Source organism: Streptomyces sp. SID1328 (genome assembly GCF_009865595.1).
Classification (GTDB): domain Bacteria; phylum Actinomycetota; class Actinomycetes; order Streptomycetales; family Streptomycetaceae; genus Streptomyces; species Streptomyces griseoluteus.
Map to the genome: position 1 here is coordinate 1 of NZ_WWKH01000241.1, position 17,384 is coordinate 17,384.

General features: G+C 68.8%; 17 protein-coding genes. 12 read left to right on the plus strand and 5 right to left on the minus strand.

Translation table 11 applies throughout. The features are described 5' to 3' along the window. The 8 genes from GT030_RS07000 to GT030_RS07035 form a co-directional block, all read left to right on the plus strand. A partial coding sequence (locus GT030_RS07000; protein ID WP_237522240.1) for a hypothetical protein occupies positions 1 to 1,525 on the plus strand: 1,525 nt, incomplete at its 5' end. A gap of 165 nt (positions 1,526 to 1,690) precedes the next feature. Continuing rightward, on the plus strand, positions 1,691 to 2,869 hold the full coding sequence (gene mycP / locus GT030_RS07005) for a type VII secretion-associated serine protease mycosin (RefSeq protein ID WP_346009581.1): 1,179 nt from the start codon (positions 1,691 to 1,693) through the stop codon (positions 2,867 to 2,869). Between the two features lie 39 nt (positions 2,870 to 2,908). Continuing rightward, positions 2,909 to 3,325: a hypothetical protein gene (locus GT030_RS07010; RefSeq protein ID WP_161200329.1), complete on the plus strand. Its 417-nt coding sequence runs from the start codon at positions 2,909 to 2,911 to the stop codon at positions 3,323 to 3,325. 20 nt (positions 3,326 to 3,345) lie between these two features. Continuing rightward, positions 3,346 to 5,616, plus strand: coding sequence for a DUF6571 family protein (locus tag GT030_RS07015; protein ID WP_161200330.1), 2,271 nt, complete (start codon positions 3,346 to 3,348; stop codon positions 5,614 to 5,616). Next, a complete protein-coding gene (locus GT030_RS07020) occupies positions 5,613 to 6,242 on the plus strand; it encodes a hypothetical protein (protein ID WP_161200331.1) in 630 nt (209 codons plus the stop codon). Before GT030_RS07015 ends, GT030_RS07020 begins: the two co-directional genes overlap by 4 nt. Positions 6,243 to 6,316: 74 nt before the next feature. Next, positions 6,317 to 7,036: a hypothetical protein gene (locus GT030_RS07025; RefSeq protein WP_161200341.1), complete on the plus strand. Its 720-nt coding sequence runs from the start codon at positions 6,317 to 6,319 to the stop codon at positions 7,034 to 7,036. 51 nt (positions 7,037 to 7,087) lie between these two features. Then, positions 7,088 to 7,855, plus strand: coding sequence for a transposase (locus GT030_RS07030; RefSeq protein ID WP_161200332.1), 768 nt, complete (start codon positions 7,088 to 7,090; stop codon positions 7,853 to 7,855). Positions 7,856 to 7,883: 28 nt separating this feature from the next. Continuing rightward, positions 7,884 to 8,477, plus strand: a complete 594-nt coding sequence (locus GT030_RS07035) for a hypothetical protein (RefSeq protein WP_161200333.1) — start codon at positions 7,884 to 7,886, stop codon at positions 8,475 to 8,477. A 68-nt stretch (positions 8,478 to 8,545) separates the two neighbouring features. On the opposite strand, the gene GT030_RS07040 is transcribed toward GT030_RS07035, so the two are convergent. Both GT030_RS07040 and GT030_RS07045 read right to left on the minus strand, forming a co-directional pair. Next, on the minus strand, positions 8,546 to 8,854 hold the full coding sequence (locus tag GT030_RS07040) for a WXG100 family type VII secretion target (RefSeq protein ID WP_161200334.1): 309 nt from the start codon (positions 8,852 to 8,854) through the stop codon (positions 8,546 to 8,548). 32 nt (positions 8,855 to 8,886) lie between these two features. Beyond that, complete coding sequence (locus GT030_RS07045; RefSeq protein WP_030816816.1) at positions 8,887 to 9,225, minus strand: WXG100 family type VII secretion target; 339 nt, start codon at positions 9,223 to 9,225, stop codon at positions 8,887 to 8,889. Positions 9,226 to 9,517: 292 nt separating this feature from the next. On the opposite strand from GT030_RS07045, the gene GT030_RS07050 reads away from it, so the two are divergent. After that, positions 9,518 to 9,847: a DUF397 domain-containing protein gene (locus GT030_RS07050; RefSeq protein WP_161200335.1), complete on the plus strand. Its 330-nt coding sequence runs from the start codon at positions 9,518 to 9,520 to the stop codon at positions 9,845 to 9,847. A gap of 53 nt (positions 9,848 to 9,900) precedes the next feature. Here the strand turns inward: GT030_RS07050 and GT030_RS07055 are convergent, their stop codons facing one another. Genes GT030_RS07055 through eccB form a run of 3 tightly spaced genes read right to left on the minus strand, consistent with a single transcriptional unit; the run spans position 9,901 to position 14,167 of the window. After that, complete coding sequence (locus tag GT030_RS07055) at positions 9,901 to 11,391, minus strand: PQQ-binding-like beta-propeller repeat protein (RefSeq protein ID WP_161200336.1); 1,491 nt, start codon at positions 11,389 to 11,391, stop codon at positions 9,901 to 9,903. Continuing rightward, complete coding sequence (gene mycP / locus GT030_RS07060) at positions 11,388 to 12,596, minus strand: type VII secretion-associated serine protease mycosin (RefSeq protein WP_346009582.1); 1,209 nt, start codon at positions 12,594 to 12,596, stop codon at positions 11,388 to 11,390. The genes GT030_RS07055 and mycP (GT030_RS07060) overlap by 4 nt, the downstream gene beginning before the upstream one ends. Positions 12,597 to 12,643: 47 nt before the next feature. Continuing rightward, positions 12,644 to 14,167: a type VII secretion protein EccB gene (gene eccB, locus GT030_RS07065; RefSeq protein ID WP_161200338.1), complete on the minus strand. Its 1,524-nt coding sequence runs from the start codon at positions 14,165 to 14,167 to the stop codon at positions 12,644 to 12,646. 185 nt (positions 14,168 to 14,352) lie between these two features. Here eccB and eccE point away from each other — a divergent pair, with 185 nt between their 5' ends. The 3 genes from eccE to GT030_RS07080 all read left to right on the plus strand — a co-directional run. Continuing rightward, on the plus strand, positions 14,353 to 15,687 hold the full coding sequence (eccE, locus tag GT030_RS07070) for a type VII secretion protein EccE (RefSeq protein WP_161200339.1): 1,335 nt from the start codon (positions 14,353 to 14,355) through the stop codon (positions 15,685 to 15,687). Next, positions 15,684 to 16,460: a hypothetical protein gene (locus GT030_RS07075; RefSeq protein ID WP_086694172.1), complete on the plus strand. Its 777-nt coding sequence runs from the start codon at positions 15,684 to 15,686 to the stop codon at positions 16,458 to 16,460. Before eccE ends, GT030_RS07075 begins: the two co-directional genes overlap by 4 nt. Before the next feature lie 217 nt (positions 16,461 to 16,677). Next, a partial coding sequence (locus GT030_RS07080; protein WP_346009583.1) for an SCO5717 family growth-regulating ATPase occupies positions 16,678 to 17,384 on the plus strand: 707 nt, incomplete at its 3' end.

The window sequence follows — 17,384 nt, forward strand, 5'->3', positions numbered from 1 at the left end:
TCTCGTGCGCACGGACTTCGAGTCCATGACCCATGAGCAGCTCGCCGCCATGCTTGAGTCCGCCGACATGGCGTCCGCGTCTCTCCTCTCCGTGAAGTTGTCCAAGGCCGCTACGACGATCAGCGAGATCGGCGACGGCCTGATGAAGCACGTCAAGGAACTGGAGTGGCAAGGCAAGGCCGGTGACGCGTTCCGGGACTGGGGTGGTCACACCGCCAGTGCCACGCTGCGACTCGGCCAGTATGCCGAGGCGGCGTCCGAGTGGATGGGGACGGTCTCCCAGGCCATCGCCGAGGCCAAGGTCTCTATGCCGGATGTCTCGGAGACGACACGGGCAAAGGCTGCTCTAGCGGACGCGCACAAGACGATCGATGTCGCGAAGCAGCCCGGAGTGCGCAACGACCCCGACGCCCGTAAGGCAGCCGCAACTGCTCATACCGACGCGACCATTGCCCAGGACAAGATCGACGCGACCCGCGAGGCCGCGATCCAGCAGATGCGGAAGTTGGCGGGAGCGTACGAGCATTCGGCTACGCAGGTGAACAGCCTGACGCCGCCTACGTTCGCCCCGGCGGCCGGACGGGGGGCTCCGGATGCCTGGTGGATCGATGACGAGGATTCAAACCTGAGCAAGGGCACCCATTACGCCGGGCAGAGCTCTTCGGGCGCGGCCGGTCCTACGGTTCCCACAGGCGGCTCTCGCAGTAGCAACCATCCTGCTGGGGTGCACCATGTTGCGGCAGCCACCGCCCTTGAAGGCACGGTGCATTCAGGACGCCATGTCCCTGGTCCTTCTGAGCCCGTATCTCTGAACATTGACAGCGCCGACACACTCCCGCGTGCGTCGACGCCACCCTTCACCACTGCGACCTCTGGTTCGGCTCTGCCGCTGCGTGAGGCGTCGCCGGGAGGGCTGCTGCCCACAGGTTTGCCGCCGACCTTCGCCGGAGGTGGCCGCCTCCCCGGTGCGGAGTTGCCTTCGCGGGCGCCGGGCATGGGTCGGCTCCCGCAGGTGCCCGGGCTGGCGAAGCCCATAGAAGGCATGCCGCGCATGCCTCGGGAGACAGGAATCGTCGGAGGACGACCGGTCAGCGCAACTGGCCGCCCGGCGAACGGAATTCCGCGGGGAACCGTCATCGGGAGCGAGAACGGACAGGGGCGCGCCCCTGTCGGTCGCGCCTTCTCTCCCGGAGCCGTGGAGGGGGCTCGCTCCGCAGGAGCCATGGGCGGTTCCGGTCGTCGGCTCGCGTCCGAGACGGGCGGGGTCCTCGGTGGGCGTTCCGGCCAGCCGGGGCGCTCCGGCGGTCGTCCCTTCACCTCAGGGGGCTCCGGACTGGTTCGCCCGTCGGCCAAGGCCGCCGACCAGGCGCAGGGCTCCCAAGTGGGTCGCACCGGCGCCGCAGCGCGGTCTGCGGACTCCCGAAAGCCACAGGAGCAGCACGGCAAGCGGCCGGACTATCTCGTGGAAGACGAGGAGACCTGGGCCAGAGACGGACGCCGGGCTCTTCCCCCCGTGGTCGACTGACTCCGCGCCAATCAACCCCCAGGAAGACATATGCGTACCAGAGGCGTGCAGCGCCGTCGAGTCACCTCCATAGCATCGGCCGCTCTCGGCCTGCTACTCGTCGGGCTCTCGGCCGGCCCCGCTCAGGCGGAGTCCATTCGAGCGCGGCAGTGGTACCTCGATGCCATGCACGCGCCGGAGATCTGGAAGTCCAGCACCGGGCGCGGAGTGACAGTGGCGCTGATCGACTCCGGAGTCGATGACTCACTCGCGGACCTCAGGGGTCAGATCCTGGACGGGAAGGATTTCTCCTCGTTGCGCGGCGACGAACACACCGACGTCGCGGGGCACGGCACATCCATGGCCGCGATAATTGCGGCGACTGGAGCCCTCGGAGGGGTGGACGCTTCGTACGGGCTCGCACCGGGAGCCAAGATTCTGCCCATCCGGATGCTGGACAGCCAGGAGGTCAGCGGGCAGATGGACGCCACTACGGAGTACTCGGAGAAGCTGACCCAGGCGATCCGCTATGCCGCCGACTCCAAGGCTCAGATCATCAATATGTCGCTGGCCCTGAGCGACGCACCTGGTCGCCACGACGTCGGCACTCCCGAGTTGGCGGCTGCCGTCAGATACGCCCTGTCCAAGGGGAAGCTGCTCTTCGCTGGGGTCGGCAACAGGGGCGATAAGGAGAACCTTCCGTCCTACCCGGCTTCGACCCCCGGCGTGGTTGGGGTCGGAGCGGTGGATGAGGATGCCACGGTAGCTGCCTTCTCCCAGCAAGGACCTGAGGTCGACATGACCGCTCCCGGCGTGGACATGGTGCATGCCTGCGCCAAGGGCACTCAGCTTTGCAAGACACAAGGCACCAGCGACGCCACCGCGATCGCCTCGGCCTCAGCCGCTCTAATTTGGTCGGCGCACCCCGACTGGACCAATAACCAGGTCCTGCGCGTCATGCTGAAGACGCTGGGGAAGTCCACGGACGGCGCGGACAGGAACGATGCTCTCGGCTATGGCGTCGTACGCCCCCGGCGTGCGTTCAGCCAGACTGTGGACCCCGGCCCCGCGGACGTCTACCCCCTCCCCGACCTGGCCGCAGCCGACGCCAAGTCCCCCTCCCCCAAGGCACCCAAGCCCCCGGCGCCCGCTAAGCAGGAGAAGGCGGCGGAGTCGAGTGAAGGTGGGAGCACCCTCCTCTGGACCGGCGTAGGTGCAGCGGCCGCGCTGCTGATCGGTGTGGTGGTCACCGTCCGCGTACTGCGCTCCCGGCGCCGAACGCCCGTGGCGCCGCCCCCGCCCGCCTATCCCCCGTACGTCCCGGCCCCGGCGGACCCGCAGCACCGCACGGAGCAGAAGCCGTGAGCGAGACAGTGCCAACGGCCCCGGAGAGAGAAGACGTACATGTCGTTCGATGAGATGTGGGGCCAGGCGCGGACCACGGCGGCCGCCAGACAGCACAGCGGCATGCAGCTGAACCACGTCCCCGCGGACCCGGGCGAGGCCGCCGAGGGGAAGAAGCTGGTCGCCGATGCCGGCTTCCTCCGTCACCGGGCGAAGAACGCCGACACCGCCCGCACCGAGTTCGTGAAGACGGACGACGCCGCGAGCAAGGAGACCGGTCAGGTGGCCGGCAGTCTGAAGGGCTTCAAGTCGGGCCCGGCGTTCACCACGTTCATGACGAGGTGGCGCGGCCAGGTCGACTACGTGGAGAACCTGCTGAAGAACGACGTCGCCGGCGCCCTCCGCACCAGCGCCAACGAGTACGCCGCACGCGAGCAGCAGGAAAAGGCCCGCCACAGCAGGGAACGCCTGAAGTAACGGGCACGAACGGGGATCACATGCTGGACTACCACACCCTCCTCCACGCCGACTTCACCGAGTTGTCCGAGGCGGTGAACAAATGGCGCAAGCTGCCCGAGGGCTTCAAGAAGGTCCACACGCAGTACTCCAACACGGTGGAGAAGGACCTGGAGGGCTCGGACTGGAAGGGCGAGGGCGCCACTGCGGCACTCGGCAAGGTGCGGTACGTCGGCAAGCAGATCACCGCCGCGGCGGACGAGGCCCAGGACGTCTATAAGCTGCTGGACGACGCCCATGAGGTCCTCACCGGCGCGCAGAAGAAACTGAAGAACCTCACGCATGACATCGAGAGCGACAAGTACCTCTCGATCAAGCCGTCCGGCGAGGTGTACTTCGATCCGCCGGCGGACACCCCGACCGAGAACCTGGCGGCGCTGAACAAGGGCTACCAGGAGTCGCTCCAGGCGTACCGCAGCGGTATCCGTTCCGCGCTGGACACCGCCACGGAGGCCGACGAGGCGTTGCACTGGGCGCTCACCCAGGATCACAACGGCCGAGGCAAGGGCTTCAATCCGCACACCTATGACAGCATCGCGGCGGCCAAGAAGGGGCGCGAGCAGGCGGACCGGGACCTGAGGGAACTGGAGAAGCTGACCGGCAAGCGGAGCAAGCTGGGGATGGCGTCCGCGCTGGACTCCCTCGACCCGGCCGAGCTGCGCCGGATCAACACCCTGCTCAGTCAGCACGAGGGCGATCCGTACTTCGCGGAGAAGTTCGCCACCCATCTCGGCGGCAAGGGCACGCTCGAACTCTGGACGCGGATCGCGGACCGGGTCCAGACGGGCGACGCCCAGACCAAGGCTTCCGCCGACATCCAGAAGTCCCTGAGCTTCACCCTCGCCACCGCGTCCCACGTCGACAGTCCGGCCATGGACCACTGGAAACGGGACGTCCTCGCCCAGGGCTCCCACCAGATCGACTACCTCGACATGGCCCGCGGCACGACCCAGAAGGGCCCCTTCGGCTTCCAGGTCATGAGCAGCCTGATGCGATACGGCTCCTACGACCGCGAATTCCTCAACGACTACGGCCACAAGCTCATCGCCTACGAAAAGTCCCACAAGGACGACAAGCCGAACGAGTTGTGGCGGGCCGAGGGCGATCCTTCGCCGTACCTGAACTTCGATTCGAAGAACGACCAGGGTGTCGATCCGATGGCGGGGTATATGGAGGCTCTCGGACATAACCCGGATGCCGCGAAGGATCTTTTCTACTCGAAGGACTGGGACGCCAAGACGAAGGTCGATCCCGACTTGCAGTACCTGCTTGAGAAGCGCGAGTGGATTAACGGCAATCCCTTCGCCAAGGATCAGGCGGGTTACGGGTACGACGAACTCGGGCACGCCCTGGAGGCCGCGACCCTGGGAACTCCGTACGACGCTGCGGACGGAACCCTGCACAGGGACGCCAGGACAGTGAACATCATGGAGCAGGTGGCGCGCACTGTCGGCGAGCAGGGCGATCTACTCGACCACAAGCCTGGGCTCAGCGACAGCCTTGCTCGCATGGGAGCCGGCTACATGGACGACCTGAATTGGTCCGCAATGGACGAGGGCGGACGCGGTTCAGTTCTTGACCGCGACCGACTGTTCCACCACGACGGCACCGATCACCTCAATCTCCGTAGCACGACCGCGAATAACTTCCTTTACAACGTCGCACGGGACGAGGACGGCTACAAGATTCTTTCGTCCGCCCAGCAGGCATTCACGCTGGGCGGCATGGAAGCCTATCGAGATGCGCCAGAAGATGCGCAGAAGGTCATCATGAACGGTGGCTACGTTCACGGCGTGCTGGACGAGGCGCGCATCTCTGCTGTCGACAAGCAGTTCAAGGACGCTACCGAAAAGATCAACGACAAGCTCGGTGAATCAGCGGAGTGGAAGAAGTTCGGCATCAGCCAGGGCGTAGGACTGGCAACTGGCCTCGTCCTGCTCCCCGTGGGAGGGCCGGCCGTCTCAGCAGCCGCAGCATTCGTTGTCCCCACCCTGGTCGAAGGAGCAGCCAGTGCTGCGGAAACCCAATGGGGAGTAGAGATCGACAGGGAGACGAAGGAAAAGGAGGCGGACCTTTCCGACAAGAACCGAATGACAGCCCAACGTTTCAGCGAACTCGGCACATTCCGGGCAACGAAACCGGCACTGCTGTACATGCAACAGCATCCCGGAAAAGACATGACCGAAGACGTATTGAACGCATACGACCGTGGCGCCAACGAACAGCGACGCACGCACGGAGGCAGTCGGTGAGTCGATACAGCTTGCGCACGGTCGGTGCGGCACTGGTCGTAGTTCTCTGTGCAGGATGCGGCGGGAACGAAAAACCTCATGGTGAGGCGGCACTGAAAAATGCATGTGACGGAGTATTCGACGACGGGCTGATCAATGAAGCCCGGAAAAGCGACGACTTCAATGATCTCCACGTCGCTAGCGGAACACGCTCGCACGCCTCTGCGGTAAAAACAATGCTTGACGAGGATCACGCGGCTTACGCTTGCATCCTGGATGACAAGGATTCTTCCGAATCCGACGAGGGAGCTCTGTCCATAAAGTTTACTCCAGGCATGAGAACCCTGTTCCCCAAGGATGAGAATCGAAGCTTCGGCGCATATAAGGCGTACAAGCTGGGGAATGGCATGCAAGCGACGATCGAAGCGGGCGGTGCCGACGTCTACTTCGAGTGCGAGTCCAAGGACAGGCTGCGCCCACTCACTGTCACCGGCACTTTTCACAATGACTTTGATTTGAGCAGTGAAGCGCGGTTCCGCCCCCTGTTCCGCTCCTCCCTCAAGGTAGCGAAGCTCCTCAAATGCGAGAACAACATCAAGTTCCCCGACCCGGCAAAAATGAAGTACCTGCCGCTCAAGGAAGACTAAGGGCTGTCCCGCAAAGATCGTCTGGTGCGCCCGGCCTTAAGGGCGCGGAGCCAGGGCGGCATGATGTCCCCGTGATGAACAGTGCAGACCTTCAGCCTGCCCGGGTACCGGGTTACGACGGCGGCCCCTTCACCTACCAGGCCAGACTCCTGAACGAGCCGCTCTTCTGGCTGGGGCACCTCTACTCGTGCATCCAGAGCGAAGACGCCGAGGAACTGCTGTTCGGCGCGGACTACGACGCGGCCGGCGACTTCCAACGGCGACTGTGGGCGCGAGCCGAGTGGCCAGCATTCACGGTTCCCCTCGCTGCTGATCACCGTCTTCATGTGGTCTACCGCACGGTCGCAGACGACACCGGCACCGACTACCTCCTCCACCACCCCGACTGGGACCAGGCCGAACTCCTCGCCAGGGATGACGGGCACTTCATGGGACCGGGCCTGTCCTGGCCCGAGCTCGTGGCGGCTGCGGATAACCCCCTGCCCGGCGGCAGCACCGCCGATCCCCACTCGCGCCTGCTACTCCTGCTGCCTGCGTTCGGAGACGATGCAGTACCCGAGGATGCCGTTGGCCGTCTGGCAGGTGCGCTGCACGCCCGCACGAGCGTGGACGACCCTGAAACCCTCGCCTCTGCTCTCCTGCAGGACCAAGGGGCTCCCGGCCCAGCGCGCTGGACGACAGTTGGGCACGGCTTCTCCGTGAACGACGGCGAGTACTCCTTCCGCAACCCCACCAACCGCTTCGCCCTGTCAGCCGATCGTCTGGCCCGGGTGGCAGCCGCGCTGACGCCCTGACCCACACGCCCATTCCCAACGGCAAGTGGTCATGTTTGGAACGATCCTGCAGTGACTGCTGTGATCACGGCTACGCAGCCGGCGTGGATAACTCCGTTCACCGGGCTCAGCCCATGCTCTTTCAGCAAGTTGGTGACGATGCTGCGGCGTGACGGGGCGGCCGTGGTTCGCAGGGGCCGACCGTGGAGCCTGCCACTGGAGGACCGGGTACTGCTGGTCACGGCGTACTGGCGGACAAACTTGACGATACGCCAGCTTGCCCTGCTGTTCGATATCTCGAAGTCCGCGGCTGACCGCATCATCGCCCACCTCGGGCCCCTGCTCGCGCTCCAGCCCCGGAAGCGGTTCCGCAAGGACACCGTGCTCATTGTGGACGGCACGCTGGTGCCCACTCGCGACCACACGGTGGCCCAGCAGTCCAAGAATTACCGGTACTCCACCAACCACCAAGTCGTCATCGATGCCGACAGCCGCCTGGTCGTCGTGGTCGGTCGGCCGCTTCCCGGTAACCGCAACGACTGCAAGGCGTGGGAGGAATCCGGGGCCAAGGCAGCCGTCGGCAACACGATGACGATCGCCGACGGTGGATACCCCGGCACCGGCCTGGTCATGCCTCACCGGCGCCGCAAGGGCGAGGAACTGCCCGACTGGAAACGGCTACACAACAGGTCCCACAAGCAGGTACGCGCCCGAGTTGAACACACCTTCGCCCGAATGAAGAGCTGGAAGATCCTTCGTGACTGCCGCCTCAAGGGCAACGGAGTCCACCACGCCATGCTCGGGATCGCCCGCCTGCACAACCTCGCCCTCGCCGGATAGATAGCGGGACAAGCCTTAGAAACGCTCCATGTCATTCGACGCGATGTGGTGTCAGGCGCGAAACACCGCGGCGGCCCGGCAGCAGAGCAGTATGGCCCACGATCCTTCAGTGGAGTCCGCCCTCACCAAGATCGCGGGTACGGATCGTTTCAGCGACCACGGGTCTGAGCCTGAGGAGGCGCTCGCCACGCTCCGCGCGTCGGATGGGGAGGTGGGAGCGTTCGGGACGATGGGGGTGCCGAACTGTCGGCTGCGGCCGGCCTCGGGTGGGGACCAGCTCGTCACCATCTACTTCCGGGAGGCCGTGGTCATCCTGAAGGCGAACTCCGAATCCGATAAGACGTCGACGTACTACCGGACCGGGGCCTCCGCGGCGTCCGAAGAGCGGGTGTCGTCCATCTACTTTCACTGCCGGATGGCGAAGCCGAAGAAGGACATCATCGTCAACGCCAGGCTGGAGCGCGAGAGCAAGGTCAAGATCTCGGGCAGGGAGGCCGCTGACAATCAGATGATTGTCGCCAATGCCGCCGCCCGGAGCGTTGCCCAGCAGCTCGGCTGTCAGGGGACCGGCCTGTCGACCGGCGCACCCAAGGCGATCTCCGGGGTCTACGGCCCCCACTGAGCTAGCTCTTTCGGGTGAAACGCCAGGGGCGCCACGCACGTGCGTGGCGCCCCCTCAAAAATCCCGGCTCAGCCCAGCATCCGGAACCGGGCCGCGTTCCCCTGGTCCGTGTCCTGGTAGCCGACGACCGAGTCGTCGAGGAGCTTGGCGATGCGGGCGAGCTTGTGGGTCATCTGGTCCATCTGCTCGCTGCTGTCGCGCTGGATCTCGGCGTAGGCGATCTTCGCCTCGCCCTCCCAGGTCTCGGCGACGGCCTTCACGCGGCGCATGAGGGTCTCGAGCTGTTCGGACAGGTTCTTGGCCGTGCTGCGGACGTCGCTGGCAGCCTGGGTGACGGTGTCGTAATTGACTGCGGTGCGGTCTGCTGAGTAGCTCATGATGCGTTACTCCCTCGTGGATGCGGCGGAAATCAGGCGAGGTCCGTGATGCGGCTCTTGACCTCGTAGGAGTTGTCGACCTTGCGGATGTCGGAGATCCGCTCCTGCTCCTGATCGGTGAAGCCGCCGACGCTCGCCCGCATCGCCTCCTCCAGGTCGACAAGGTCGTCCTGGAGCTTCTTGAGGTTCCTGTTCACACCCTGCTGGACGGTGTCGAACTCCTTGCCCGCCGCGCCCTTCCAGCCGGCCTGGATCATGTCGACGACCCGGTTGAGGGACGTCACGCGCTCGCTCACCGTGTGGTGGAAGTCCCGGATGTCGTTCGCGAGTCCGGTGAGCGCGTGTGCGCTGAGGTCAACGCCCGAAGCCATACGTTCTTGCCCTCCTCTTGCTGCGACGGTGACCTTCACCACCGCGACGGGTCCGCCGGAACCGACGTCCCGGCCCTCCTGGCGGGCAAGCCCTGCTGCGTGTTCACGCGCCGCGTGCCGCAGCGTCGCACCGCCCCCGTGCGGTACCACAGTCGTGGCACCCGGAGTCACTCTAGTCATTCCGGGTGGCCCTTCCAACTGCAAAGTCAACATACGGGAGTTCCGGCTACCGGTACCGTGACGGCTACTGTCGGCACACAGCGTTGAAACGTGGGAAAGGGGTCGCCGCGTCATGACGGAGACGGCTGAGGAGATGAAGGCGCGCAAGGACCGTGAGCGCGACGAGCTGTACGCCCTCGACATCTCCGGCGTCACCTGGCACTGCGCACCCGGCGCCGAGGAGCACGAGGAGCGGGTGGAGATCGCCCATCTCCCCGACGGTGCCGTGGCCATGCGGTCCTCGCTCGAACCCGAGACGGTGCTGCGCTACACCGCGGCCGAGTGGCACGCCTTCGTACTCGGCGCCCGCGACGGGGAGTTCGACCTGACGCCCACCGAGCGCAACGGCGGCCTCATCGCCGCCGAGGAGACCGGAAGGGCGCGCGAGGCCGCTTCCGAGTAGGGACACGAGCGGGGAGTGCGCACCGGGTCCTCCCCGTCGGCCGAACCGTCACCTCAGTGCTTCAGCCCCGCCGGCCCCACGCCCAGCACCGAAAGCACCGGACTCTTCGGCCGCTTGCCGTCACGTTCCATCTCGCGGGCCGCGAAGAAGACATGCCCGTGCTCGTACACGATCTGCCCCTGCTCCGGGTCACTGAGCGCCCCCTCGTCCCCCTCCGGGACGTGGAAGAAGAGGTACGGCACCTCCCTGTCCGTACGGGAGTTCCACGCGACCACGGCAGCGGGCTGGACCTCGTCGATGCTGCGCCGGTAGAGGATCAGGTCGTCGCCGTCGGCGCGCAGCGGGACCACGTTCTGGAAGGGCCGCCCCTCGAACTTGCCCGCCATGGTGCCCTTTTGGACGTCGAAGGCGACGACGCGGTTCGCGGGCTCGTCGATCTCGTCGCTCTCCTTGGACATGACGTACAGCCGGTCCCGGCCGACGACCAGGCCGGGGCACTTGTCGACCACGCCGAAGAACGGGCCGGAGAAGCCGGTGCTGCCGCAGAGGGGCTCGTAGCCGCTCATGGAGATGGTGGCGCGCCGGCGGCCATTGGTGCCGTCCAGGGTGATCAGGTCGGTGACGTCGATGTCCCCCGCCTCCACGGCCAGTACGGGCGGGTCGGCGGAGGGCAGGTAGACCCCCTGGACGCCCTTGGAGACCTGGTAGGTCCAGCGGGGCTTTCCGGTACGGGCGTCGAGCTTCTGCACCCGGTAGGCCGCGTCACCGGACTGGCCGCACTTGACCAGGGCGAGCAGCGCGCGCCCGCCCGCGTACCCCTGGTCCTGGCAGGCGCCGGTGGCGGTGTTCCACAGCTTCTTGCCGCTCGCCATGTCGTACGCGACCGAGCCGTGGCCCCACGCGATGGCCACGACGCCCTTGGTGAGCGCGAGGTCGGTGTTGGTGACGTAGGCGAAGTCGGCACCGGGCATCTTCCGCTGCCACAGCTTCCTGCCGGTGTCGAGGTCGACGAACACGACCTGGTCGCAGATGCCCTTGCCGGCCGCGGCGCCGGAGTGGGGCGGCTGGATGACGACGGCGGTGCGGTGATCGGCCGTCATGTCCCCGCTGACCGCGCAGATGTGGCCGTCGAGCTTCAGGGACCAGGCGGTGTCGTCCTGGCCGGGCGCGATCCGGTAGCCCTCCAGGCGGCTGGCCACACCGCGTACCGCGAGCTTGTCGGTAGCCCAGAGGCCGGGGCCGTAGCGGGTGCCGACGGTGAGATCGCCCTCGTTGTGCTGGACGGCCGGCTCACCCTCGGGGGAGGCAGGGGCCGTCTCGTGCGTCTCGCGCACCTCGTCCGCCGCCTGCTTCACCGCCGCCGCGTTCTTGGCGTCGTCCCCGGCCCCGGCGGACGGCCACACGGCCGCCGCCCCGGCGGCGAGGGCGGCGGTCACCACGATGGCGGCCGCTCCGCCCAGCAGGCGTCTGCGGCGTCTGGCCCGTGTCTTGTCCGCGGACTGGGCGGACTCGGTGTAGACGGACGGGGACGGGCCGAAGCTCACGCTGCGGGGTCCTTTCGGCGGCGGCGCAGGTCGCGCGTGACGATGGCGGTGCCCGCTATGACGGCGACGAGGACGACGGCGATGCCGAGCGCGTAGGTCGCGTAGCGCCGGTCGCGCTCCTCGGGGGACTCGGCCAGCGAGAAGGGCGCCACGTCGGGCATGGGGGCCTTGGACAGGCCGGGGTCGGGCGTGGGACTGGCCGGTGCGGCGGCGAGGTCGGAGTCCTGGACGGCGCGTACGGGGTCGACGACGCCCCAGCCCACGAAGTTGTCGTGGCCGTTGACCGAGCGTTCGGCGGTCTGCTCGATGCGGGTGACGATCTGGGCCGGGCTCCAGTCGCGGTGCTTCTCCTTGAGGAGCGCGGCGACCCCTGCGACGAAGGGCGCCGAGAAGCTGGTGCCGTTGTCGGTGCACTGGCCGCCGCCGGGGACGGTGGACAGGATGTCCACGCCGGGCGCGGCGACGCCGACGAAGGAGCCCGCCTGGGAGAAGGGGGCGCGTTCGTTGTTGCGGTCCGAGGAGGCGACGGCGAGGACCCCCGGGAAGGCGGCCGGGTAGGTGTTCTTGACCTTGCCGTCCAGGCCATCGTTGCCCGCGGAGGCGACCACCACGACCCCGTGCGCGAGGGCCCGGCGTACGGCCTCGGCGAGGGCGGAGGTGCCGGAGAGCGGCTTGGTGGTGTCCTGGGAGATGTTGATGACACCGGCGCCCTTGGCCACCGCGTGGTCGATCGCCTTGGCCATCGAGTCGGAGTCGCCGCTGTTCTGCGCGTCGTTCTGCCGGATCGGGATGATGGTGGCGTTGGGGGCGAGCCCGACGAATCCGGTGCCCGCGCGGGGACGGGCCGCGATGATCCCGGCGACCTTGGTGCCGTGGCCGACCTGGTCGTCGGTGGGGTCGGCGCCCTTGCCCCTGGTCAGGAAGTCGCGGCCGAGCCCCTTGTCGACGGCCGGGGCGAGCTGGGGGTTCTTGGTGTCGACGCCGGTGTCGATGACGGCCACCCGGACGCCCTTGCCCTTGTCGGTGCCGCGCCACAGCTCGTCCAGCAGCACACGCTGGAGGGACCAGGGGGTGCCCTTGACGGTCTTGGCGGGGAAGGTGCACTCGCCGCTGCCGTCCAGGCGGAGGACGGGCGCGGGCGGGGCGGTGCCGAGGGTGGTCAGCAGTACGGCGGCGGTCAGCAGGGTTGCCTTCGCGGGCAGCACTCCTACGGCGCTCCTCATCGTGTTGTCGTCGCGTGGGAGGTGCGCGCTCACGAACCCTGCGGCTGGCGGGCGCCGTTGGTGTCGAGGCGGGGTCCCTTGGCGAGCAGTTCGGACCAGTCGGCGGGCACCTTGGCGGGCCGGACGTTCTCGTAGCCGAGCTTGACCTGGGCCTCGCTGGGCTCGGGGGTGCCGTCGGAGGACTTCTTGGCCTGCGCTCCGATGTCGGAGGTGCGGCTGTCGCTGTCTCCGTTGTTCTGGACGGCGTAGCGCAGGCCGGTGTCCGTGACCAGGAAGAGGCCGCCCGCGGTGGTCGCGGTGCCCTGGCTCTGGGTGTAGAGCAGGCCGGTGCCGGGGGTGACGTAGGTGCTGGTGCCGTCGGCGGTGATCTCGGCCGGGTAGTCCTTGCCGGCCCAGGTGCTCAGGGTGGTGGTGTTGTCGCCGGAGACCTCGCGGAGCACGCTGCACACGGTGTCGCGGCCGGAGCGGGAGTCGACCGCGTTGACCTGATCGACCTGCTGCTGGGGCCAGTCGGCGGGCTGTCCGGCGAAGGGGGTGGGGTCGGCGGTGAAGTCCTGGAGCCCGACGCTGCGGGCCTGGCTGTTCATATTGAGCTTGCCGGTCTGGGGCGAGGTGATGAGCAGCCAGGCGGTGAAGTCGCTGACGGGCTGCACCTTGCCGGGCAGCACCACGTAGTACTTGGTGCCCTCACCGGTCTCGGTCCGCAGGACCATGCCGACCCTGTTCTCCTGGGGAGAGAGCTGGCCGGGCACTCCGGCGGGGTCGCCGACGTTCGCGGGCAGCCGCGGGAAGCGGATGGGGGCGCCCTGGTGGAGGGTGGCGAGCCATTCCTTGGTGACCGTCTGGGGCTGCCGGGTGCCGACGAGGGCGTTGGTCAGCAGGTCGTTCTCCGTGCCGGTGAGGGCGTACGCGGTGCCGTCTGCGTCGACGAGGTAGCGGGCGCCGGTGCGGGTCTTGACGTAGAGCACGTCACCGCCGTGGAGGCGGCCCGCGCCGTCCGTCTTCGGGGCGTCCCGCGCGGCGAGCACGAAGGTGGCCTGCTGGACGGTCTCGCCCTTGCCGCCCGGCTGTTCGCACACGGCCCAGCGCTTGGCGGTGCCCGCGTCGTCGGCGGCGGGGAGCCGGTCGGGGGCGTAGGGGATGCCGAGGATGGGGCCGCGCGACAGCTTGCCGGAGTCGAGGATCTTGTCGCTGACCTGGATGACCTGGTAGCCGGCGTCGTTCATCAGCAGGCGGGCGGAGGCGAGGTTGAGCACCGGGTGCAGGCGGGTGGTCCTGCCCGTCTTGAGCACGACGTACCGGGTGGTGGACTGCTTGCCGACGATGACGCGGGTGCCGGGCTCGTCCCAGCCGGAGGGGGCAGTGGGCTGGAACATGCCCCAGGCGCCGAACACGGCCAGCGTCAGCGCGCCCGCCACCAGGGTCGGTACGACGGCACGCAGCGGCTTGGGGGCGCCTTCCTCGGTCCCGGACGGCGACGGCTGGAGGAAGGCCGCGAGGGTGCGCCTCTTCGCAAACGTGTAGGCGTTGAGTTCATCCCGCCGTGATGCCATAAGTGCCTGCTTCTCCCCGTTGTCGCAGTGGCGGGCACCGGTCCCGCGCCGCGATGTCAGACCGGCCCTCTACTATGCATGGTGGCCGCCGGTGCTGGTGGAGCGGGTAGGGTACCGGGGCCTTCGAGGGGCCCGAATGGGATGCCGGGGCCTGTGAGTTGTGAGTGATACGGGGGGATTCGGTGATGGCTTCCGTTACGCGGTCGCGCTTGCGGGGCCGGGCGCGGGCCGAAGAGCCTCGCGCGCCCGAGCCGGAGTCCGGTGGCGCCCCGGCCGGCACGCCGACGTCAGCCACCCCTTCCGGGACCCACTTCCGTACGACGGGTGGGCAGGTCGGATCGTTTCGCCTGCAACGGCTCGTACTGCTGGAGCTGGCCGTCGCCGTCCTGGTCGTCGGCTGGGTGATCTCACCGTTCGCGCTGATGCCCGCGGGACTGGTCGCGCTGGCGCTGGTACTGCTGGCCGTGGTGCGCCGCCGAGGCCGCACGCTGCCCGAATGGCTGGTCACCGCACGGGCGTTGAGGGCCCGTCAACAACGCGCCCGTAACACGCCCGTACCGCCGGGCACGGAGCCCGCGCTGGTGCCCGCGCTCGAGTGCGAGCCCGCGCTGCGGACCTACTCGTACGGGGGACGCGACCGGCGCCCGGTCGGCATGGTGGGTGACGGCACGTTCCTCACCGCCGTACTCCAGGTGGAGGCCGACGCGACGGCGCTGCGCGCCGACCGCAACCGCCAGCCGCTCCCCCTCGCCCTGGTGCGGGACGCCCTGGAGGTCGACGGCATCCGGCTGGAGTCCGCCCAGGTCGTGCTGCACACCCAGCCCGCACCCGCGCTGCACCTCCCCCAGCAGTCGGTCGCCGTCGCCAACTACCTGCCGCTGCAGGAGCAGACGGGGGCTCCGGCCGTCCGGATCACCTGGATCGCGCTGAAGCTCGACCCCGAGCTCTGCGCGGAGGCCGTGGCCGCGCGCGGGGGCGGGCTCGTGGGGGCGCAGAAGTGCGTGGCGCGGGTCGCGGACCATCTGGCGAGCCGGCTGACGGGCGCGGGCATGCGGGCGACCATCCTCGACGAGGAGGAGCTGATCGGCGCGCTCGCCACCTCCGCCTCCGCCAACCCGCTGGTCACGGCCGAGGCCGGGCGCGGTGAGCGGCGCGAGCGGCGCACCGAGGAGTCCGGGCGCGGCTGGCGCTGCGACAACCGTCGGCACACCACGTACTGGATACGGCGCTGGCCCCGGCTCGGTGGTGAACGGGGCGAGACGCTCCCGCAGTTCGTCGCGCTGGTCACGGCGACCCCGGCACTGGCCACCACGTTCAGCCTCACGCTCGCGCGGGCGGAGCGGCAGGAGGTCGCGCTGACCGGTCATCTGCGGGTGACGGGACGCAGCGACGACGAACTCGTGGCCGCACGCCGCTCGTTGGAGGGCGCGGCCCGGCACGCCGGGGCGGGGCTCGCCCGGCTCGACCGTGAGCAACTGCCGGGCATGCTGGCCACCTTGCCCCTGGGAGGCGCGCGATGACGAGCACACGGGCGACCACCGCCCCGGAAGCGCCCACGCGCGCGGGGTCCGGACTGCGCCGGGCCGGGGAGCGGCTGCGGCAGGGGTTCGGGCTGCTCGGCCCCCGGCACGGCCGGCACCTGCTGCCCGCCGCCGAACTGGACGCGCTCGCACTGCCCATCGGGGACGACGGAGTGGTGGCCGGCGTGGACACCGAGGGGCGTCCGGCGGTGCTGGGCGTCAACCGGCCGACTCCGTACGACGTGGTGCTGATCGGCGGCCTGTGGACGGCGCAGGTGCTGGCGCTGCGCACGGCGGCCACGGGCGCGCGGGTCGCGGTGGAGACCGGCCGGCCGCAGGCGTGGATGCAGATGGTGCACGCCATGGGCGGCGGGCAGAACGGCCTCTCGGTGTACGAGGTGGGCCGGGTGCCTCCGCAGGGCGCGTCCGCGGGCACGCCGGTGCTGGTGGTGCGGGACTGCGGGATGCGGCCGCCGCGCGGACGGGTGGCGGCGGGGCCTTGGCAGTCGGTGGTGACGCTGCTGCCCTATCTCTCCCCGGTCGCGCCCCGGTTGCTGCGTCAGGCGCGGCTCACCGGCATCCAGCGGGTCTCGCCGGACGAGGCGGCCGAGCTGGGGCGCACGATGGGGCTGTCGCGGACCGAGGTCGAATCGCTGCCTGGGCTACCCGACGGGGTCACCCTGTGGTGCACCGACCGGGACCGGCAGTACGTGCTGACGCAGCCCACCGACGCCGAGGTCGGACTGCTGGGCAACCCGCGCCGGATGGACTGAACCGACCTTTCCCGCCCGCTTTGTTCGCGTTGTGAGCGTTCCGGGTGTGAACCGGGCCTGCCGGGGCGGGGCTCGTGGTGATTAGGCTGGGAGCGGGCGCGATGCCGAAACCTGTGGACGGGCGCCGTCCCTGGGGGGAGCACCGGTGGACCGGGCTGTCACACGGCCCGGTTGCCCCGGCACGCGATGAAAGTGCTCGACCACACCAGGAGGAACTGTGAGCAGCGATCGGGACGGTATGCGCGGGGGCTGGGCCACACCCGACGACGACCAGCCCGACGCGGAGTCGGCCGTCGAGAACACGGGCGAGTTCACCATCGACTACGCGCCGCCCGCCTGGTACACGCAGAACGCGTCGTCGTCCGGGGGCGCCACCGGCGGTTCGGCCGGTGGTGGTACGAACGGTTCCGGTGAGCCCGCTCCGGTGCCGCCGTTCCCGGGGACGCCGCCCGCGTCCGGTACCCCGTACGCCCCGCCCGCCCCTTCCGCTCCGCCCGCACCGCCGGTCGGCAGTCCGGTGCCGGTGCCGCAGCTTCCGACGGGGTTCGAGGCGCAGGGGGCCGAGGATGCCCCGGCGCCGGCGTCCGAGCCGGAGCCGGAGCCGGAGAACGGGGACTTGGAGTCCGGGGCGACCATGCGCTTCTCCGCTGCCGCGTTGAAGCGGGAGATCGCGGAGCGCGAGGCGGCCGAGGCCGTGGCGGCGGACAGCGGCGAAGGTGACGCCGAGGGTGCGGCCGGCGCGGACGCGGATGCGGATGCGGATGCCGCGTCTGCCCCTGTCTCTGCCTCTGCCTCTGCCTCTGCGGAGGACGGCGACGACGAGCCGGGCACCGCCGCTGAGACCGAGGACGAGGAGGTCGCGGCCGAGGCGGAGTCCACCCAGGTCGAGCCCACCGAGGACGAGCCCGAGCAGGAGGCCGAAGC